Origin of the sequence: Pseudoalteromonas sp. PS5, assembly GCF_004103255.1 — a bacterium.
Lineage (GTDB): Bacteria > Pseudomonadota > Gammaproteobacteria > Enterobacterales > Alteromonadaceae > Pseudoalteromonas > Pseudoalteromonas peptidolytica.
The window spans coordinates 35855-56908 of sequence record NZ_RCSQ01000048.1; the positions used below are offsets into that span (position 1 = coordinate 35855).

The following is a 21054-nucleotide window of genomic DNA, read 5'->3' on the forward strand; positions in this document are numbered from 1 at the left end:
GTTCAGAGCCAAACACACACTCTGATCACACGTTGATTAAATTAGACGCACCCACCGATGGTGTACAACCTGTTATGGAGATCCTCATGAGTAAATATCGCTTTATGATCGACACCCCACACGGTCGTTTTAAAACGACCAATGAATACGCATATCACGGCTTGGTATTTAAGAGTCGCAATAACGGTGCTCGAAGCGAAGTTATCTGGATGATGAGTAAAGAAATCGCCCAAAAAGAAGCGATAACACTTGCTAAGTTAGGCTTTCTTATTCAAGGGATCTATCCAGCTGTAGAGTACAGAACCAGTATTTAATACCAATTTACCTTACTACATATTCAATTTGAAGGCGTAAATCTGACACTGACTGCATCAAAAATTGCTATTTAGAGCAACTAAGTAGCAATATTTTTGCTTTGCCTATATGGATGTAGCTAGCTTGGCGACAGCACAACAAGATAGCGGAGTTATTGATACGAATATACCGCCTAAAAATAGCTCACGTAGTGACACAAATTAGTACAAACGCGCGATTATCGTAATAGAAGATTAAAAGGTGTCGCCAATAGATGGTGGCAAACTGAGACTGAGGTAATGATACGATGAATGAATTACAACAAGCACTAGACAGAGAAAGCAACCTACCTGATACCATGGTAAAAGTGGCACAATTGCCCTCTCGTGGTTTAGCTTACCCTGTTGGAACAGAAATACACTACAAGCCATATACATTTGGCGAAGTAAAGATGTTTTCCCAGGCACAAGGCACAATGTCTAGTGCAAAAAGCACAGAAAAAATCCTGAATGGTATTAGCGTAGAAGGAATGGATCGCGAAGACATCACATTTTTTGATTTTTTATACATTGCCTTGTTACGTCGTTTGAGCACAATGAATGCCGTAGAGTTTAATTTGAATGTTGAATGTCCACAGTGTCAACATAGTGTGCAACATCAATTTGGCTGGGAAAATTTGCAATTTGAAGACCTAGCGGCACCTAAATTACCCGTTATCGCTGATTTATGTGGCATGACAGACGTTAAATTTAAACCCCTCACGGTCGGCCAGTATTTAGAGTTGACTCGACGCAATGCCGATGAAGACCCAGTCGCTATCGCTGCAATGCAGTCATCTCTTGATTACAAGTTGGCATATAATTTATTTAACAATGCCATTGGCGATGACGCGGCCACACTAGAGGACATCGACAAGTTTTTATATCACGATTTAAAACCTATGGCGGTAACTTGTGCCAATACTGAATGTGGCATTGTTTTTTCAGCTTCTCTAGACGATGAGGCGGCCCTTATCAATCCCTTTCGCAAATCTGAACCAACTACTGGAAGTCGAGTTCGGTTTGGCAATTAAGCAGATATTGTCTCCCACCGAACTGGCCAAGTTCGATTTTGGTATGGCAATGCTGCTACAACAACGATTACGTAAATACTTAGACTCGGGCCAGTAGACCGAGTCATTACATTTTGGAGACTTGTATGGCTAACATCGCTGTGCGCCACATTGACAAATTACGTCAGTCAAATGCGCTAAGCCTCCCTAATTTGGGTAACGTCACAACTATTAACAGCACGCAGCCAAGCGGTATTCGCATTTTTGAGCCGCGCCAAGCGCAGCCTCAAGAGTTCGCGGTGCTGGCAAAACGCTTGCAGTTAGCTTTTGCTCGCTTCAAAAGCCCCTCCCCCAATACGAGACAGGCTAATACTCCTATCTCCAATGGGCAATCATACCCAACTCTAACTACACTCCCCAAAAATACAGCGACCGGTTTGATCAATGCCGTGGTAAGGGGCCTTACTGTCCAATTGCAAGCTCTGAACCTGGATGAACTAAAAACGGCTCAACATAACACAGGACAGTCTCTACAAAATGTTCCCCATGCGCTGAATATAGATAAGCTCCTTCAAGGGCAAGATCTGTCAATCGAGGCATTGCGCGCCACAATGAAAATGCTTGGGCCAATGATCAAGGCTTTTAATGCCAAGCAGCAAAGCGATCATCCAATTTTAGTTCAGGATATCGCGAGACAATATAGTGCACAGTTACAATTAAGCAAAGATCAAAGCCAGCGAGCACAGTGCCACTCGGCCTTAGATTTATTGTCACAAAATGCCGCTGCTGATCACGCACAGCTCAATGTATTAACTCATATGGATAGCACGCTCACAGAACTTGCTAGCCATATAAAAGCGCAGAGTGAGAAGCAACAAAAGCAATCTCAACAATCTCGGGCATTAAAAAGCGCCAGACGAAGCTCAGATCTGCACAACAAAGAAGATAACTCAGACACCACAAAAGACAAGCCAAGCTTGTTCAACATCGACAAAAAAGAGTTATTTAAGGTTGCACTGGGCACAGTTGGGCTTGATGACTTACCAGAACTGGTTAATTTTGATGCGCTTTTCACCAGTCAAAAAGGTGCAGGAAAACAGTCATCTGACGTTAATCAAGTCGCACCAAATAGCAGTACAGCAACCGTTGCAAAACGCGCTTCACAAGCGGCTGTTATGCTTGCACCAACTGACACCGCAATGATGCGGGGCAATACTAGCAGCACCGTGATTTCAACAAAAGCTGCGCTCATTGGCGTAGGCACCGCACAATCCACCTTTGATCCGTCAGTGCCCAAACACCACAGCCAAAACAAAAACACTCGACAACCAAATTCTGAGATACAAAGTCGCTCACAGCTCCCAGTGAGTGCAGCAAAAGCCGCCGTGCCCACTCAACAGCACGCAGAGGAAACACACGCGCTACTCAATGCGGCATTACGTAGCCTCAGCACGCAGTTGCAGGCGATTGCCAAAATAAACGGAACAAAGTCGAGCGCGCTTACCTCTGTAAATATAGACACGCTACTCAAGGGACAGCGTTTAGAGACTCACTCTCTTCGTCAGTTGCTGTCCGATTGTGCGCCCTTGATTAGTGCATTTAATCAGCAACAAAAAAGCACTACGCCCATCACGCAAGGGCGTATGACCAATAGCTATAAAGAAATGCTAGTTGATGCACCAAAGCCACAGCAGGCGATATTACAGACACTTATTAAACAATCAACCTCACCACGCCCACAAGGGCAAATAGCTCCCCCTGCTCTAGCTAAGCTCAATATTCTAGGTACAGTAAATGAGGCCTTTGCACGGCTGCAAACGCAACGAGTAACAGCAACTAGACAAGCGACAAAGCCGCGACATAAACCCCAGGTTAATCGCGAGGCTTTAAATAGGCGCGCAGAGCAGCAGTCGATTTTGAACATTGACAAGCATGAATGGTTACGTGTCGCACTTGGTACACTCGGTCTTGATGACCTACCAAATATACTCGATCTCAAAGCATTGTTTAGTGGCGGTAACCCTAAGACTGCCAAACTGGATAAACGTATTGCCAAGCCACAAAACAAAAGCTTGGCTAAGCGTGTGATGGGGTCAGTGACAGAGCTTTTTGCGACCAGGCAACCACCTAGCAACACGGCCAAATCTACCCAAGGTCAAAAAACGATTGCACCACCACAAGGTCGCGTTAAAACCACCGCGCTGTTGGGAGGGATCACTGCGAGCGACGTTAACCCTAATGCGTCTGTCTCTACAAAAAGTGTTGCAGCACCCAAAACACTGCGCCTGAACAATACCCAGATCACCATTGATAAAGGCAGCACGCTAGTTATTCAAGGTGACAAGCGAACTTCAGCTGCTCACCAGAATATTGCCCATACGAACCAACAAAGAGCAAACCAAGCACGTACGTCAGCTCAAGGTAAGCAAGCACATCAAAAGCGCGCGCGTCAGGTGAAAGCCAATCGCACTACTTGGGCAGCCGCTCCTACACAGTCTTTAGCCAAACTTGCAACTGAGTATTTGCCATCACATGTCACCCACGTAGCAAATCCAGATAAACGCCCAACAACAAAACAGTCTCCCCTAAATGGGAGGATGAGTTTGCGGTTATTGTCAGGTAACAGCAAAGCACCAACGCGCAGCAACACACGACCTCGATTAGCGACGACAACAGGCTTGCTGAACAAGTATGAAGTTATCACTCAGGTCGCCAGCCTGTTTGGTGCATCATTAGCCCACGACACTGCTAAAAACGCAGCCAGTCACATGGATCCACGCTCTACTCGAATTCAAGGTCAACAAGGCAATATCACGGGCCGACTTCTTAATCTGGGCGCTTCGTTATTCGCTGAACAAAAGGAGTCGCTGTCAGAACTGAATCAAACATTACGCTTGTTCAAAACCATACTTCCAAAGGATGGCTCAGCGGATAATTTATTAGGCAATTTACTAGACAAGCATACCAGCAAACGAGAGAAGCGCACTAATCGTAAACGGAATGGCCGCAGCAATAAAGCGAGACCTACGGTAGTGAAGCGTCTCGGCACTGGTCGCTCCTTTATATCTACATTATCAAGAGGCGCAAGCGCTGCAGTTTCAGGCATAGCATCATTAGCGACAGGCGGAATGGCCGCACTCAGCGGTGCACCGGATACTAGCCATAAAAAAGCGCATAGAAGAGAGGCTAAGCCTCGTCTTGGATCTGAAGTAAAAGCGCAAAGCCGACGCAGGAAAACAACCCAAGGTAAATCAACGCCGAGTAAGGCTCTATCGCATACCAGTAAGTCTATTTCAAGCCGACTCCCATCAATGAAAGGGTTGGGGCGAGCAGTACTTGGAGGAGCTAAATTTGTTCCAATAGCAGGTCAAGCACTCACGGCGGGTTTAGCTTTACTAGATGGCGCAGCTGGATGGCAACGTGCAGATGAAAACTTTGCACTGCAAGCAAATGAAAAAGCCAGCACAGGTCAGAAAGTCGCATCAGCAGCTGGCTCTATTTTGTCCGGGATCTCATTTGGTCAACTGGATGAAGGAAATACCGCGCGCACTTTGTACGATGTTGGCTCTAAGGTGGTGAACCTTGGCAGTCACCTATTTTCAGGGCTTTTTTCCAACGACCCTCAGGGTACAACGAAAAATTCAAAATCACAGTCAACTCGTTTAATCAAAGCCGCCGCAATACCGTTGACGATGATGACACAACCACACACACAGGCAGCCACCACCCCAGCATCCGGTCAGATGATGGTACAGCAACACATACCGACGCATAGCTCACGCGTTCACACAGCAGCCAAACACGAGCAAAGTAAAGAGAAAAGGGAACAAACAGAAGTTGCCAACCTTGCATCATCACTGCAAATAGATACCAAAACATCGATACCAGAGCCACTTAACGACCAAGTTCTGCGCAAAGATACACTCTCGCACGTGGTCAACACACAGGCCACTGCGAAGAAATTGCCAGCAAGTAGTACTGTAAAACCGGTGTCTGCATCACGCAAGTCGGTGCAATTAAATCGCCCAGCAAGTCGTTCAACACCAGCTCAAAGTAGTTTTGGCATCGATGACTATGGGATTGCGATAATGAACAGTATCTTATTCGATTAGAGGTTATATGAGCGACTATACACTAGATTTAGAAGCACTCGAGTCTGGACAAGTACCAGATGCTAAACTGTATATTGTGACCCCAAACGACTCAATCACAGGCTTCCTCACCGAAGCAGTGACGGTTGCGGGCGCCGCACAATGGGAGGGCAAACAACCGGGACATTTAGAGTCTGCCGATGAAATCTCCAGAACTGCGCACAGCGCGTTAAGCCTATTTGGCATGGCACCCTCACAAATGTCGATGACATCTATTGCATCGACACGAAAGCACTGGCTATCAAGTGAATCGCCCTCCATTCCAATCAACTTTCTCATTGTCGCATATAAAGATGGTATGGATGTAAGACAAAAGGTAGCTGCGCTTTTAAAAACGGTTTACCCATCAGGGCCAGCTGCGTCCATTGCGGGCGTTGACTTATTCTTAAGCGCACCTAACAACTACAAATTTACTGGGCTGGACTCAGCCTCGGGGCTGATAAGCTTAAAAATAGGCCGTTGGTTTGAAGCCAAAAACTTATTAATGGAAGATGTCTCCGCCACTTTCAGCAAACAGGTGACACAAAATGGTTACCCGTTGTATGCCGAAGTGTCGTGCACTTTAACGCCATGGAAGTTGCTTACAGCCGATGAAGCCATTGAAATGATACAAGTGTAAAGGGAGAAGTTGGTTGCAGCATGTTACTTACTGCAACCAAAATAAGTGGTTTAACGTTGCTGCTGTGCGCGCAGCTGGCGGGGTTTGACATACAGGGCATAAACCGACAAGACGATGATGCTAATGGTGATACTGTTTAGTATATTTTTAATGGGCAGATAAAGATCGTAAATAAAATACACATTCCAAAATGGTTCGGCGATTTGCCTGCTTACCCCTAACTCGTGCAAATTTCGTAGTAAATTTTCTGAAAAAGCAGCAACATCTATAACTAGAAATCCTGTGAATACAACAACTAGACATGAGTCAGTAAAGATTTTATAACCCAATTCTTGTGCATATCCCTGCTTTTTCAACACATAGCGAGATATTTTGTCACGATTATACATCGCCCATATTACTATAGAGTCGAGCATCGAATGGATCATATAAATTACCGCATTACCAAAAAATGACGAATAGACCCAATACTTAAAGAAAATAAAGAACACTAGATATTCAATGAGTGTAATGATTAATAAGATACAAGATATATGTGCAATATTTATATTCCGCCAATTGGTCACTGTCACAATTAATAAGACACCAATTAACACATTTCTTGATACCGTAGCACTATCAACCATTGCAAAAAGTGCAGAGACAACTACCACTACAAGTATATATAAGTGATTACGGCTCACTTACTTTCTCCCTTTTATTATTACAGCGCTGATAAGTTCCAGTATTCAGCTACTTAGGCCTAACTTCCTTTGGAAGTTGATCACCACCACTACCACCAGACACGTTTTTAAGAGTATCATAACAAACAATTATTTTAAGCTGTTTACGTATATTCTTAGCCATCCAAATATCCTTAAGGTTACAAGTCAAATAAATTAAATAAAACACATATGCCTAATATTTCGAACCACAACGGCACAGGTAAAAGCGGGGTTAATTTGGTTTTTGTACAACATTATTTATGAATAAGGCGGTCACAGCGTGTTGTCTTTTTTACGCGCACGGATCGGCCGCTCACCCATTGACTCTTTTAATTCCAAAAAGGGTTGCCACCAACTGTGCTTAATTAGCCCAGCCTGCTTTAACCAAATACCTACGTACTTATGATCGACAGTCTCAGTAATTGAATTTTCTAGGGTCCAGTAATGATTTTTAGAAATACCGACTAGATCAGCCATTTGAGCCTGCGTCAAACGCATCCACTTTCGGAGTCTCCATAAATCATCCCCTGTGAATTGGTACTTCAAAAGGCTCTCCAGTATATAAAAACCACTACTAGCGTTCCAATGCTTACACTCAGCACACCTTCAGCTCAATAAATAGGATAACATTTAAGCTAACTCTAATTAACATAGGTAGATTAACATAACTGAATCTATCTCTGTAGCCTTATTTATCTGAACTAGGGGACATACTATATGTCTCAAAGAGGTCAGCAACTGCTCACACTCTTCGTTCTAAAAAACACAAGACCAAAGAAAACAGGTTTACCATGTACGCGTCGAAGAATACACGTAACATAAGTAAATGGAAAGCCCAACACTATGTTTCAATTAAAAAAGTTCAAAAATCATGGATTCTTTAACTTTTTTTTCATATAGGCTTCCACTTGCTACCAACTGGTGCGCCAAACCGAGATGTAGCGCTCTAGTTGGTGAAATAAAACAACTCTGAGAAAGGAGTACAATCTCTATGTATAAATCAGATTATCTTAATACATCAAGTATGCTTACAAGTCTCGCTGGTCAGCACGCTACCCTAAAGGTTAACAACCACCAAAACGTGTTTCCTATCTCGACCATTAAACGTGACAGTCAATCACAGCTTGACTCTAGTTTACAGCACACGAATGTGACTTATACACGAGCCTTAAAAGGTCTTATTCAGGAGCGCTTTTTAAAAGACTATGAGGCGCTATTATTCAATATATTAACCGCGTTTAATGGCGCTCCTAACATTGTTAACACACGTTACAAAGTAGCGCTTGTGACAAACCATGAACAACATCTGAGTGAGTTTGTGTGCGATCAGCATGGTCTCGCTTCATCTGCCATTATTTTACTTTATAAAGATAATGCACAGGGAAACGTAGTTCCCATAGCAAAGTGGCTACCAGAGAATGATTTGCAAAATCACTTTTTGAAAAAAGTAGCGCAAACATTTATCCGCCATTATCAACCATCTGTCGGTAAAAAAGGCCAAGCGATAGTCAGAAACTGCCTCGCTTTTAATATCGGATTATAATAAAAAACAGCAGAGAAAAGCCCTTGTTGAGCCGCTCTCTGTTATACCTGTTAACATCAAGGTCGACACCAAACACAATTATTATTCACTGACATAATAAAGCTGAAACAGGTGATCCTTGGCAACAACTATTGTACAATATAAATTACTATCCTTATTCAACGCAGTAAGCTAGCATACAGACGAATTAATTCACACAGTTGGTTTTCCAGCACCTAATGAGACTTGATAAGTATGTTGAAAATTGAAGGTCAATACGAGTTAAACCTCGAAATTGGCGGTGTATCTTTGGCCGATTCTCAAGGTAACCTAGATATCCAAGAAATTGAGATGATAGAGACCGTAGGTACCGCCTTACCAACAATCAGCGCAACGCTGATCTGTCGTGATAAAAAAGTCAGGGCTTTGTTTCACGAAGGTAATAGACTCAATGTCATGTTTCGTCGCAACGAAGATGACAGTGATGGGGTTGTGACGTCATTTCAAGTCACTAACGTCATGGTAAAGCGCATTGCGAGCCACTACCTTATTAAATTTACCGGAATTTATGCGGCAATGTCCTATTTGGCAGAGCATCGCCAAAGGGCGCTAAAAGAAAAATCGGCAATAGAAGCAATTACCACGATTGCCAAAACGCATTTCAAAAAGGTAGATAGCAATCTCGCTAAGTCACAAGACCGACAAGTTTGGTTACAACCAAATGATACCGATAAAAAATTTATTTCTGACATCTGGCTTCATGCTAACTTACCAGACTCTATGCTCATGCTTGCTCCTTGTACCAACGGAGATTTTCGTATTCGAGATTTAAAAACCTTGGTCAGCAAAGCACAGCCTAATTGGGCGTTTTTACCAAACGTGAAGGACAATGCAGACGACAAAAACATTTGGTATAGCGGTGAATATACAATCAATACCAATAGTGGTTTTATCAACCATTGGTTAGGTTATGGCAATCGAGTAGACATCACTGATAGGGACTTGGGTGAATACGAGGAATTACTCGAAATGCCTACGCCAAAGCTCACCAAATCAAATTTATTTCCGCGACGCTCAGATATCGATGGTAGGCGCGGCACACCGCAATGGCTGAACGACAATGTGCACCCCAAATACTGGCATGCACACCAACAAAACATCACATCGCTGGCGCTATTTAGTACCGTCACCGTAACGCTTTCGTATTCTGATCAACTACACCCACAGATGCGCGTACTGGATCTTGTCTCTTTCTTAGAGCCAGACAGCACCAATGCTGCCACTGACGAGACCCACACAGGTTTATATATTATCAGTAAACTAAGTCGCAAATTTGCCAACAATCACATCGTCACGACCGTTGAGCTTAGCCGTGAAACTCATGAAGATATTGCTGGAGAGATACGCTAATGGGGCTAATAAAACAATCTGATTGGCTACGTCCGAGAAATGCTCTTCAACGCCAATACGAAGGGACTGTGGTTGATGTAAAAGACCCCAGAATGTTAGGTAGAGTCAAAGTTTCTATTGAAGGCCTCATGGATAGCAAGTTTATCGATATCGATGATTTACCTTGGTGCTATCCTCAATTACCCGCACACCTTGGCAATAATGCGTTTGGCAGCAGCATGTATGTACCAGAGCTACACTCTACGGTATTAGTTGAATTTCCAGAAAAGAGTATCTACCACCCAGTATACCGTTGGCGCGTCAGTAACCGCCAAACGCGCCCAACGGATTTTCAAAGTGAGTATCCTCACCGATATGGCGAAGCAGATGCTCATGGCAATAAATCTATTACCAGTCACGCACCAGGTCTATCATTTAAAGAGTCGCGTCAGCAAGATGGCAGTCAGACATTTAACGATAATGAACGCAGTGTCACTTTACTCAGCGATCCACATGGCACCTTAGTTGAGTTTGATAGAGAAAACCAAAAGCTTTATGCAAGCTTTGCGGGGGTTGAACTCACTATAACTAAAAACGGTATCTTTCTTAATACACCTTCTTTGATGATCAACAGTGCGGATGCTATTTCATTGCTAGCAAGCAACGGAGTGGATGTCGCAACGGCACAAAATGGCATTGGTTTTGAAAACATAATCAATCAAATCATAGGTCAAGGCAATCCAAAAGGAGATAAATCATGACACATCCCAACAGAATACTGCATCGTAAGGATGTAGAAGCGGGTGTCATTGACAACAATCCCTACCCTGCCGATCTCAAGCCTGCACAGCTTGAAACAGGTAACGCCATTGATCATCTGACAACAGGAATATTTAACGAACAACAAAGCTCAGCTCCCATATTTGCAACTGAGCGTTCACTTAAATACCCAACTTTCAGTTTGCACGGTAAAGCCGGTAATTTAAATATAGATAAAGACGGCACCTATCAACTCAATGGTTGTACAATACAATCATTAAATTATGAAACGCCGGCAACTATTATTTTGCGTAATAGCTCTATTGCCGCTATTCAAGGGAAAATGAAAAACCAAAGTCCTGATGCAAAAATCCGCTTTATTTTCATTGATAGCACATTAGAAAACATCAAAGACAGCGAGCACTTTTTTATCAGTTTAAATGGTCTGTCTAGTTGGAACGGCAACATGTCTAAATGCCGCTTTGGGGCCGTCACTATGTTACAAACTAAGGATTGGGTCACAGAGCATAATGTATTGGATTGTGAGCACATTACCATGAGCTTTTCCATGGGACCTCATGCCAAAGTACTGCCTGTGGGGACATTTTTTGCCAAAAACTCAAAACACTGTCGCTTTCAATTCCATGGTACTGACCTCACTATGAACAATAGCCAAGCGATATTGTTCAACAACTGTAGCCATATATTATCCCAACATCATGGCGCAAAGATAAATGCGGGTGCAACCGTTGCCAAGTCCGCCAACCAAGTTGCCATTACACTGCATTCAAGTAATTTAGAAGTCGATAAATGGCTCTTTAAAGATCTGCAAGGTCCAGTGTTGTCGGCGATCAATTCTACTATCAAAGTTAACTCATCAGCCGATAGTGGCATCATGTCAGGCTGTGACGATAGCAAAGTGTATATCGGTCACAACACGCAATGCAGCGCCAGTAATGTGTTATCGGGTAAAAACGGAGTGTTGCAGGTGCAGCATGCTTCGATAAAAGCGACCCAAAGCATTATCGATGGGACAGCCTGTAAAGTAGAGCTACACAATGCCAATTTGGAAGCTTCAGGGAGCGACACTGCAATCATATTATCCAACAACAGTTCCTTGTTGAGTTACAATAGCGACGTAAAAAGCCAAAAAGTAGCGTACACAATAACAGAGAGCATTGTGCGCATTGACGGCGGTAAAGTGCAAGGTGACACCAATGCCCTAAACCTAACCAAGTGCTCAAGCGCGCTATCGATGGTAAATACAACCAGCTCAGATACTGATATTTTACTCAACCAAGGCAGCTTGAACATAGAGGGCGGATCTTTAAGCCAGTCATTAACCGCATCCAAAACCTCCTCGTTAACAATGAGTGGTGTCAACGTAGGAAAAAACATTAGCGTTGCTGATGGTGCAAATACTACTTTACAAGGTAATACCGTGGGCGGCGATCTCACTATCAGTGGTGGCCACTATCAAGGTTCTGGCAATATTTTTTCAGGTAAAGGTAGCGTTTCTGCAGCGATGGGCACTATCGGTAAAGATAAATTCGGTAAGGCACTGTCTCTCAAGGGTGTCCACATGCTCAGTGAAGTCAACGCAGCTAATGTGAGTAATACCGGATTTATGCTACTTGAAGGTGGCAGCGGCTCATCGAGTCTTGCTAAAACCAAACGGGGCTGGCACGTAACAGGCTCGATGGACTGGGTCATAGATAAAGATCTCTTTATGAACGTGGGTAAGAACCTCGACTATCGCATAGCACAAAATGCAAACTATAAAGTTGGCAAAAATCTCAGCTACAAAACAGGTAAAACAGAAACACACAATGCAGGCACACAAATCGCATTGAAGGCACCAAAAATTACTGAGAACTAATGAAATGAGGATTTATCCTCCCCTCTCACTATTGTACAATATATAATTAAGCTGCTCATACGCGAGCAAAATCGATGTTAGCATAATTACGCTTTTTAAATGAGACTTGAGAAACGACTATGACGGATCAGCTACCTGACGGCATCAGCCAGCGCTTAAATGAGCTAAGCACGCAAGTATTGAACGCCCACCCAGATTTACAAACGCTTTGTGACATCAGTATTGTCAACACACGACAGCAGCTCATCGCAGATATTAATACAATCAGCAACGACATGAGGTCGCAAATGCGCCAATTGGGCACATTTTACACAGCCATGAGCACCAATGGACGCGCGGTAGAGGTATCCAATGACGAATTTCTTTATCAAACGATTGGCGGAATGAGCCGCTTATTTGCTTCAATTGCCAACGGGGAGTATTTCGAGCCACTACGGGCGCCGCTTTTCGAACTTACCCAACTGTCTGATTGTAATGCTATTGCTTCGCAGCTCACGAATATTCGTAATACTTTGTATTCATTAAAAAATATCACTCAAGAGCTGCTCGATTTTGCAAAAATAGTCAATGAGTTGCTGTCAACCGCCATGCAGCATTTAGCGCAACTAATGATGGAAATAGGCCAGCTCACGGAGCCTAATTCTCCATTTGAGCACTGCTTCACTGCTGTGGCCACCTACAGTCAAGACATAAAGCAAAATTATTTTAATATTCAGCAACTCCAAGCAGGACTTGAAGACGGTTCAATTGACGATGAAGACATTGGACTCTGGGCCACCAATAAGGCAAGACATGCCACTCAACTCTCAGAGCGATTGATTGAATCAAAGCAAGCGCTCAGTGGGCCTGCACAGCAAAAACTAGAGACCGAGATTGAACGCTTTATCGCTAACGACTCGGTGCAGCCTAACGAGCCAACCCCGTCAGTGGACTTTTCATCTCATAGCTGGCGCGCTTTGCGTGGTGAATGGCAGTGGCTCGGCGAAAACGAAGTGGTGCTGAGTGATTCGAGCTACTATCGGCGCGGATACTATTTGTATAATGATATTAACGATCCAGATTGGCGAGGGAGTTTAACCGTGCATCTAAAAAGCACGGCGCTGCATCGATACGCTGCCGGTTTTTGCCTAGGCTATGACCATGAGGAACAACTGATCAGTATTGTTAAAAGAGGCATTGGCGGCGTAATGAGTGTGGCTGTTGATCAAGTCACCTTCAACACACCAACCGACTACGTACCTTTGGAAGATAATAGCAGCGGCCAATCGTTTCAAACTTGGTCAGAAATAGAAGGAGTAGAGCTGAAACTCATCAGCGATGACTCAGGCTTCAGCGTGCTGGCAAGAGAGGTAAACACTGACACACCGTGGGATCAACTCCATTTTGACAGAGCCACGTTTGCAGAGCTTGAGCTTGGCTTAATTACATTTGGCCAAGAAATTCAGTTTGAGTTGATTTCCAGAGTAGACGCTCAGTGATTATTGTACAATATTATTAACTTTCCGCTACGAGAGGTTTATTATGGTATTACCAGCACTAAACAACGCGCGACTAGGTGACAGGTGGGTTGGCATTTGTGTATGTCACCCAACCCCCATTCCAATGACAGGGACAATTTTACGCCGAGGCGCAAAGACCGTCATTGCACAGGGTAAACCAAAAGCACGGTTCGGCGATATTACCTCATCTTCATGTGGTCACAAGGGCGTTATTGTCACAGCGTCAGGGTTTACTAGGGCTGAGAAAAAAAATGATGCTCGGATCACTGACTTGGTGACAGGGTGTAATATTGGCGTCATAGTGTCAGGTGCCAGTAAAGTCAAAACAGCCTAGATAAACGCGCCAATCAGATAAATTGTACAATGTGCTTCTAATGAGACTAGATATTGGAGTTTTTAAATGGCGTTATATAGTGACGTTAATCAATGTGATATGTTTACTGAACATCTCGTCTCTGACGAAGAGTCCGTACAGCAAGCATTAAATAACCTATTTAATACACGTCTCGGTGAGCGCGTATTCCATCCAGAATACGGGATGGATATTGAACATCTATTGTTTGAAATAATGGATGACGAGATTGCTTTTAATATTCAACACAGGCTGAATAATGCCATCACCCAGTTTGAACCACGCGTCGTTATCATGTCTTTAAACGTGGAGATGATACCTGACGAGCATATTTACTCTGTGAACTTACTTTATAGTATCAAAGGCTTAGGTGATAGAACCTTTACCTTCACAAAAAAACTGCAGACCAAAGATTAACACGAGGTAATGCCCCATGTCACAAGACTTGATCCAGCCTGACTCGTTCAGCTACGAACAAATACTGAACGATCTCACCGGCAAATTAGAAGAAAAATACTCCGAAACCGATGGTGCTTGGCGCGACTTTTACAAATTTGGTACCGGGCAAATTATTCTAGAATTACTCTCTGCAGTCGGTTCATTTACCACATATTCTGCACTTGCAAATCGACGAGAGGCATACCTACACGAAACTCATTTAGAAAGCTCAGCTCGCGCAATCGCGGGGCCTCTTGGCTACTCTGCATATCGTGGTAGCAACGTGAGCCTGCGTTTATCCATTTACACCTCAAGTGTCACCACTATCAAAAAGTTCGATAAAGTCGGTGAATACGAAGATGAGTCTGGCGTATATGATTTACTCTCATTGGGAGATTATACGATTTCTCCGCCAAGCAGTGAAAGTGCGCTACCGACACAAATCGATGTTGCCATTGGACAACTTGCCACAACATCTATCATATTGCCTACCTCTAAACCGCAAGTATTTAGATTTACAGAAGAAAATGTCAGCGAGCACTTTGAATTAAAGCTCAACAATAAAGCCGTGCCGCACAGTGAAGATGTCATAGATCTGATCAATGGCAAATATGTTTGTATCACCAACACGGTGGGTTCCATTGATGTAATGGCTATTAATGACTACCTAGAAGATGCCGATAAGTTCAGGGCCGGATATGAATTGTCACTACTGTATATTCAACTGCATGAAAACAAGCGCGTGCAGTTGACCAATATTAACCTAGAAGTCGGCACGTTAGAGAACGTGGCGATCGCGAGTCGCTATCAAGCTCCAGATACCGTCGGCGAGATACAGGTAAAAGGCCCGCTTCGCCACGAAACCGGGCGTGTGATCAGAGGCCGTCACGACTATATGAAGCGCATCACTGAAGTGCTCCCAAATGCCATAGATGTGCGAGCTAAAGATTTAGATTCAGCCAAGCAAATGATCGCCTACATTATTGACACCGAGCAGCCTCTCACCGAAGCAGAAAAAGAAAACGTAATAGCACAGGTCGCACCGGAAGAAAATCGCCCGATGGGTGTAACACCGCCAGTATTGGTAAGTGGTCGTGTTGTAGAAGTGATCTTAGAAGTACAGATCATCCCTAAAAAAGGTAATCAACTCCCCTCTTCGATTGATATCGATGTGCTCCAATCTTTGGCTCAATTTGAAAACCGCTTAGGTCTAAAGCTAGATTCTTTTGACGTAGAAAGTGCCATTCTAGCTGATCTCCCTTACGCCAAGGCCGTGCGCATAGAGGTGCTCCCAGCCCCCGATCTCAGCGATGAAGAACTGGAGCAATGGCAACCACTTAACATTGCTTGGAGTGAGTATTTCAAATTCATGCCACGTGTGTCGCTATATGACTCAAGTAAAAGCTTTGAAGCGACTTCAGGTCCCGCTCAGCGTTAGTGCATATGGAGAGTGAGATGCAAAATTCTTTTATTGATATTCAAGGGTTAGTACCGGAAAAGCTGCGAAATAAGCCGCTATTTAAAGACGTGATCGACGCCCTAGAACATATCTATTTTGAGCGGACAAACAATGTTCAAGAACATTTGGAAGCAATTAGGGATAAGTACGCCACTTACTTAGTGCTAGCCAAACAACCTGCCTCAGACATATTTCAAATCACAGGTTACCCAAACGACACCATCATTGAACCCAGTGTGTACATGGATGAACCGCTGATTAAACGACAAGTCGCTGAATTGAGTTTTGGCACAGGTACACATCAATTCATCGCACAAGCACTATCACTAGAGCCCATCAGCCACATCGTTGCCGATGAGGCAGTCGAATACATCAAGCAAATTACACCGTTACAACGCAACATGAAAGAGGGCTATTTCGAAGAAAATGCCCTATATGAAATAAAGTGTGCTGCACCTGTACGTTTTGAGTATTTGGGTTTGTCTCATGGCCATCCAGTTCCAATTGATTCCATCAAATGCGAGACACTGGGCTTAGTATACCAATTCAACGACTTACGAAACTCCGATTTGTATGCGTTAGAACCGGGTTTTAAGTACCGAATTCAATCAGCTGCCGAAGGGTTTGAGTGGGTTATTCAAGGCAAAAAATACACCCAAGAAGACCTTGACCTAAGTCGCAACCGAAACAGTCAAATTATTTCTGAGTTCGGGTATCAATATCTCACCGATGCGTTGAACATGAGTCCTCTAGATGTAGCACTGGTGCGCTCATTTTTAACGGCCATTCACCAGCTAAAAGGCTCCAGAAAAGGGGTTGAGCTGATGCTCGATTTGCTTGAGCTTAAAGAATACGTACAACTGTTTGAGTGGTGGGAAGATGATCCGACAGGCGAAACCGCTGATGAAATGACCTATCGCGTGGAAGTCGATCTGACCAAAAACAACGATAAGTTGACAGGCAATGCACTGCAAGCACTGAGACTCTTTTTGCGTCAATACGTTTACCCGGTGATGAGTGACTTTGCACTACTCATCAATTTTGTTGATGAAAAACTACGCACCGCATACAACATTCTACCTCATCAAACCCTCGATGGGACAGTACAATCACCACTGGTGTTGGGGGTGCATTATCGCGCAAATCATACGCTCGAAGGAAGTGTCGCCTCTCCAGTGATGCTAGATGTCAGAGGTCTATTGGAGCGTGAGTACTTAGCCACCATGACGAGTATTGTACAAGAGTATACTTGCTCAGTAAGTACAGAAATTAACACAGCCGTCAACGTGCTCACAGACCGAGAAATTCCAGGTGCCACATCAACAAGCGTGTTGTTTGGCATGGCAGGTGTCGGACTCAGTCAATTTTATGGCTATACTGTCAGCCCTATTGTTACCAGTGTGGTTGGCTTGGTTCATCAAGATTTGCTTGGCTACACGAAAGAAAGAGAACAGGAGCAAACCCTTACAGTCACACTTAATGCCAACATCGTAGGCACAAAAGGCATAGTAGCACAGACACTTAGAAGCGCTTTACCCTCACCTTTAATGTGCATGATAGTCGGACAATTGGACCGAGAGTTTTCGGGTAACATACACAGTGTGCCGCCAGACTAGCCGAATCATGTATTGTGAATGAATAAAAAGCATCAGAATTAACATATTAGGTTCTATGGTACGTACATAAAATCATGACGATAACACATGGTAGCACTGAGACAAATTCGCTAATTGGTTTGAAGCAAGAGTAACAGTCTATATTCTTTTTTCACTCCTTTTCGCTTTACGCTAGCGCCACATTGTACAACAGTGGTAGTATTAACACAGACTTATGTCTTGAGACTTGTAGGTGGCCTATCCCAAACGCCACCAAAATGAAAATTGAGGGGATTATTCCATGGCTATAACAGGCATTGTGACCAATAAAGGTCTTGCCGAAGCTGTAAAGGCATCATCGAACCAGGGCTGGTCGATTTTCCCAACACGGTTTGGTATTTCGGCACAAGACGGGGAGTTGAGTGCAAAGCGAACTGATACAAATGTCACTTGGTATGACGCACACATCACAGATCAAACTGTGGTTTCTGAAAATACCATTCAGTTTGTTTGTACAATACCTCCACAGGTAACCGAAACAGATCAGCACATCAAAGAGATTTACCTGTTCGGTGAAAATCCAGACGAAGGGTCGGAGTTTTTGCTGGCGATCGGTCACCCAAGCGATAACGTCACTTATTTTAAAGATGGCTCTATCACGCTGCGCATGCACGTCACGCTTGCCAATATTCAAGCATCACAAGTATTTGAATTTAAATACACAGGCCATCGCTCGATTGAAGAACATAACACCGATGCAACCGCTCACCAAGAATTATTCGGCACGCTCACCGATCAAATTAAAGCGCTGGGTGAAACTATCCTAGTGGATGGTCAGCTTGCCAGTGGTGGCTCTATGTATATTGATCGTGCAACAGGACGATGCAAAGTAGATTCAGCGCGTTTTTACCACAAGGGCGTACTTTACACGGTGCCTGCAGGCGAAGTGATCATACCTTTGAGTGGCGTGATGGGAGTGGGTGTTTGGCTCTCAACCGATACAGACACACAAGAGAAAACGCTAAAATGGGGCACTCGCCATCAAAGCGCTGGCACGCGTTACTATGAAATTCATGTTGTCGAAGATGGTTATCTCAAAACGGTTGTAAAAGGTGAAATTGTACAAGAGCCAGTGTCTAGCGCCATTGTTCGTTATGACAGAGATGCTAATGGCTCTTATGTGGTCAATGGTCTAAAAGCAACAATAACCGAAACCGACGATAGTTCTTATGTTATTCAAGTTTCTGAAGGCAAAGCCCATATCGACGGCACAGAAATAAAACAACATAAAACCGTTGAGATAAAAGAGTACTTTGACCCTGATACCGCGCCGGTTGCTGCCGAGCGACATACATTTAAGCCTGATGCTAAGGGAATTATGGGTGTATCTCTTTTTGAGCAACCCGTTGCAACTGATAAGCCTATTAGGGTTGATTACACCAAACAGCAAGTATTCCGAGTGCTAAGAGGCCAATTTAGCGCTACACGTGACTTTGTTGTAGAAAACCCTACTAAAATAATCGCCGTATATGGTGACGGCCGACAATACCGTGAAGGCGTACACTTTGACATATCTGGATCTTTTATAGACTGGTCTAGAAGTGGAACTCAAGCGCCTACGATGGATGCGCACTATTTCATCGAAGTCCAATTTACCAAAACAGAAACAGTGCCCACCAACGACATCAGTGCAGCCGGTTTTACATTGCAAGATGCGGTCGAAGATTCCCATTTCTTAGTCAGTTATGAAACGCTGCTACCGAGAAAAGACTTGGTTATCTTAAACCGCACAGGGCAAATAGAACGCGTTAAAGGCAAAGGGGACACTCGTTCATTGACTACCCCAGCAGTACCGGCCGCGCCCTACAGCTTGCTGAAATTCGCCACCATTGGACTGCGGGAGTTAACCCTCAGATCGAAGACTCAGGCGTGGTGGCACTCAAAGCGTCCGAATTAAACGAAATGCGCAACCATATTTCACAACTGTTTGATATGTTGGCTGTTGAGCGCGTTGAACGCCTTGCGAACTCGGACGATCCACGTACTACAAAAGGTATGTTTGTTGACCCATTCATCAGCGATGACTATCGTGATGGTGGCGCTACACAAACCGCAATGGTCGATGCACAGAACCAAGAGCTCACCTTGGCATTTGATGTCAATACCATAGATACCAAGTCAATCAGCCAAGAAGATGCACCACAGGGTCTAGCCTGCTTACCGTATACTTTAAAAGAAATTGTCTCTCAAAATGCCAGCACAGGGGCCATGAAGGTCAATCCATATGCGGCATTTGACCCAATTCCACCAAAGCTGACAATTTCTCCGGCGATCGATAATTGGACAGTACAAACAAACCTAAGAACTTCCATTAGTCGTACCGTCATTGCGTCGCGTCAACGTATGCGCGCCTCTGATTTCAGACAGCGTTTTGGTAGTGGTAGTGTTGCCACAGTCACTAATTCTCGAAATGTGAGCTCATCCACGACCATGCGTGTAGAAGATTTGCCTAACTTACGTAGTCTGCGCGTTAGCTTTGACCTGCAAGGCTTTAAGCCAGGTGAAGCGGTAAGAAATATTCGCTTTGGGAGCAAAGATGTAACAGATTCTGTTGGTGAATACGGCCTCCCAGCGGTTGACAAAACACTGCTAATTGGCGACAACAGACGATTAGATACACGCCCACTGTTTGAAGGCGCACAGCATGCAATCCTTAACTGGGAGCGCAGCAACCCTTCTACTAATGGGCAAGTTGGTAATGAAAGTTCTGCGTGGTCTGTATCGAACGGCCATCTTCAATATCGATTTAATTCAACCTCTTGGGCAATGCTGCTTTCAACCAATACATTTGATAACTTTGATGTAACCGCCCGTTTCACAGGCCTTGATAACGACAATGACCGCATGGGTATCGTTATTGCTCGGATCAAAGTTGACGGTAAAGAGCATACCCTCAGTGCTGTTCGAAACCAAGACAAAGGCGAGAACGATTTGCGCTGGGCCATTATTAAAGATTATCGCTCAGCCGATGCCACTGAGATTTCTCGCTCAAAAAATACCGATGTGCGTAACAATAATGGGGCGGCTTGGTCAGCATTCCCAGAAGGGATGTTAGTCCGTGTACGCCGTCAAGGTGACATCATTGAATGTTGGACTAGCGAGGCTGGAGAAAGTGAGCTAAAAGCGTCATCTAAATATCTGATTGATTTAAGTAAGGACTCCCGCCTAGCGGTATTTAGACGTCCTTGTTCATGGGGTCTGGGTTCATTTAGCCAACAAAACCGTGCTGAGGTTATCAGCCACACAAACCATGGCAACTTAGGCTAATAAAGAGAGAATGAGA

15 protein-coding genes and 1 pseudogene are annotated in these 21054 nt (G+C 44.1%); 14 read left to right on the plus strand and 2 right to left on the minus strand.

The window, feature by feature from the left end:
* The first annotated feature begins 86 nt into the window (after positions 1-86).
* The 4 genes from D9603_RS06785 to D9603_RS06800 all read left to right on the plus strand — a co-directional run bounded on the left by D9603_RS06785 (position 87) and on the right by D9603_RS06800 (position 6115).
* Positions 87-314 carry a hypothetical protein gene (locus D9603_RS06785; RefSeq protein ID WP_125251888.1) on the plus strand — a complete coding sequence of 76 codons (228 nt, stop codon included), beginning with the start codon at positions 87-89 and terminating at the stop codon, positions 312-314.
* Between the two features lie 287 nt (positions 315-601).
* Positions 602-1366: a hypothetical protein gene (locus D9603_RS06790; protein ID WP_125251887.1), complete on the plus strand. Its 765-nt coding sequence runs from the start codon at positions 602-604 to the stop codon at positions 1364-1366.
* Positions 1367-1491: 125 nt separating this feature from the next.
* Complete coding sequence (locus D9603_RS06795; RefSeq protein WP_128730747.1) at positions 1492-5457, plus strand: hypothetical protein; 3966 nt, start codon at positions 1492-1494, stop codon at positions 5455-5457.
* Between the two features lie 7 nt (positions 5458-5464).
* Complete coding sequence (locus D9603_RS06800; RefSeq protein ID WP_125251885.1) at positions 5465-6115, plus strand: hypothetical protein; 651 nt, start codon at positions 5465-5467, stop codon at positions 6113-6115.
* A gap of 50 nt (positions 6116-6165) precedes the next feature.
* Here D9603_RS06800 and D9603_RS06805 read toward each other — a convergent pair whose 3' ends face one another.
* Together D9603_RS06805 and D9603_RS06810 are read right to left on the minus strand one after the other, a co-directional pair.
* Complete coding sequence (locus D9603_RS06805) at positions 6166-6798, minus strand: hypothetical protein (protein ID WP_128730748.1); 633 nt, start codon at positions 6796-6798, stop codon at positions 6166-6168.
* Positions 6799-7092: 294 nt separating this feature from the next.
* The gene (locus tag D9603_RS06810) at positions 7093-7365 is read right to left on the minus strand and encodes a helix-turn-helix transcriptional regulator (RefSeq protein ID WP_125251883.1); all 273 of its coding nucleotides are present in this window, start codon (positions 7363-7365) and stop codon (positions 7093-7095) included.
* Between the two features lie 445 nt (positions 7366-7810).
* Between D9603_RS06810 and D9603_RS06815 the strand changes: the two genes are divergently transcribed.
* From D9603_RS06815 to D9603_RS22090, 10 genes and pseudogenes are all read left to right on the plus strand, one after another.
* The gene (locus tag D9603_RS06815; protein ID WP_128730749.1) at positions 7811-8362 is read left to right on the plus strand and encodes a hypothetical protein; all 552 of its coding nucleotides are present in this window, start codon (positions 7811-7813) and stop codon (positions 8360-8362) included.
* A gap of 234 nt (positions 8363-8596) precedes the next feature.
* A complete protein-coding gene (locus D9603_RS06820; RefSeq protein ID WP_128730750.1) occupies positions 8597-9751 on the plus strand; it encodes a hypothetical protein in 1155 nt (384 codons plus the stop codon).
* Positions 9751-10491 (plus strand): phage baseplate assembly protein V, encoded by a 741-nt coding sequence (locus D9603_RS06825; protein WP_128730751.1) that lies wholly within the window; start codon positions 9751-9753, stop codon positions 10489-10491. Before D9603_RS06820 ends, D9603_RS06825 begins: the two co-directional genes overlap by 1 nt.
* Positions 10488-12368 carry a hypothetical protein gene (locus D9603_RS06830; RefSeq protein WP_128730752.1) on the plus strand — a complete coding sequence of 627 codons (1881 nt, stop codon included), beginning with the start codon at positions 10488-10490 and terminating at the stop codon, positions 12366-12368. Before D9603_RS06825 ends, D9603_RS06830 begins: the two co-directional genes overlap by 4 nt.
* 119 nt (positions 12369-12487) lie before the next feature.
* The gene (locus D9603_RS06835) at positions 12488-13846 is read left to right on the plus strand and encodes a hypothetical protein (RefSeq protein ID WP_128730753.1); all 1359 of its coding nucleotides are present in this window, start codon (positions 12488-12490) and stop codon (positions 13844-13846) included.
* 43 nt (positions 13847-13889) lie between these two features.
* Complete coding sequence (locus D9603_RS06840; RefSeq protein WP_125251877.1) at positions 13890-14201, plus strand: PAAR domain-containing protein; 312 nt, start codon at positions 13890-13892, stop codon at positions 14199-14201.
* A gap of 66 nt (positions 14202-14267) precedes the next feature.
* A complete protein-coding gene (locus D9603_RS06845; RefSeq protein WP_125251876.1) occupies positions 14268-14636 on the plus strand; it encodes a GPW/gp25 family protein in 369 nt (122 codons plus the stop codon).
* Between the two features lie 16 nt (positions 14637-14652).
* Complete coding sequence (locus tag D9603_RS06850) at positions 14653-16095, plus strand: hypothetical protein (RefSeq protein ID WP_128730754.1); 1443 nt, start codon at positions 14653-14655, stop codon at positions 16093-16095.
* 17 nt (positions 16096-16112) lie between these two features.
* Entirely contained in the window at positions 16113-17732 is a 1620-nt protein-coding gene (locus tag D9603_RS06855) for a phage tail protein (protein WP_128730755.1), read from the plus strand.
* Between the two features lie 949 nt (positions 17733-18681).
* Positions 18682-21038 (plus strand): annotated as a pseudogene (locus D9603_RS22090) (DUF4815 domain-containing protein).
* Positions 21039-21054: the final 16 nt, after the last annotated feature.

Coding starts and splice junctions, on each gene's coding strand:
- D9603_RS06785 (WP_125251888.1), top strand. CDS start 87: ATGAGTAAATATCGCTTTATGATCGACACCCCACACGGTCGTTTTAAA.
- D9603_RS06790 (WP_125251887.1), top strand. CDS start 602: ATGAATGAATTACAACAAGCACTAGACAGAGAAAGCAACCTACCTGAT.
- D9603_RS06795 (WP_128730747.1), top strand. CDS start 1,492: ATGGCTAACATCGCTGTGCGCCACATTGACAAATTACGTCAGTCAAAT.
- D9603_RS06800 (WP_125251885.1), top strand. CDS start 5,465: ATGAGCGACTATACACTAGATTTAGAAGCACTCGAGTCTGGACAAGTA.
- D9603_RS06815 (WP_128730749.1), top strand. CDS start 7,811: ATGTATAAATCAGATTATCTTAATACATCAAGTATGCTTACAAGTCTC.
- D9603_RS06820 (WP_128730750.1), top strand. CDS start 8,597: ATGTTGAAAATTGAAGGTCAATACGAGTTAAACCTCGAAATTGGCGGT.
- D9603_RS06825 (WP_128730751.1), top strand. CDS start 9,751: ATGGGGCTAATAAAACAATCTGATTGGCTACGTCCGAGAAATGCTCTT.
- D9603_RS06830 (WP_128730752.1), top strand. CDS start 10,488: ATGACACATCCCAACAGAATACTGCATCGTAAGGATGTAGAAGCGGGT.
- D9603_RS06835 (WP_128730753.1), top strand. CDS start 12,488: ATGACGGATCAGCTACCTGACGGCATCAGCCAGCGCTTAAATGAGCTA.
- D9603_RS06840 (WP_125251877.1), top strand. CDS start 13,890: ATGGTATTACCAGCACTAAACAACGCGCGACTAGGTGACAGGTGGGTT.
- D9603_RS06845 (WP_125251876.1), top strand. CDS start 14,268: ATGGCGTTATATAGTGACGTTAATCAATGTGATATGTTTACTGAACAT.
- D9603_RS06850 (WP_128730754.1), top strand. CDS start 14,653: ATGTCACAAGACTTGATCCAGCCTGACTCGTTCAGCTACGAACAAATA.
- D9603_RS06855 (WP_128730755.1), top strand. CDS start 16,113: ATGCAAAATTCTTTTATTGATATTCAAGGGTTAGTACCGGAAAAGCTG.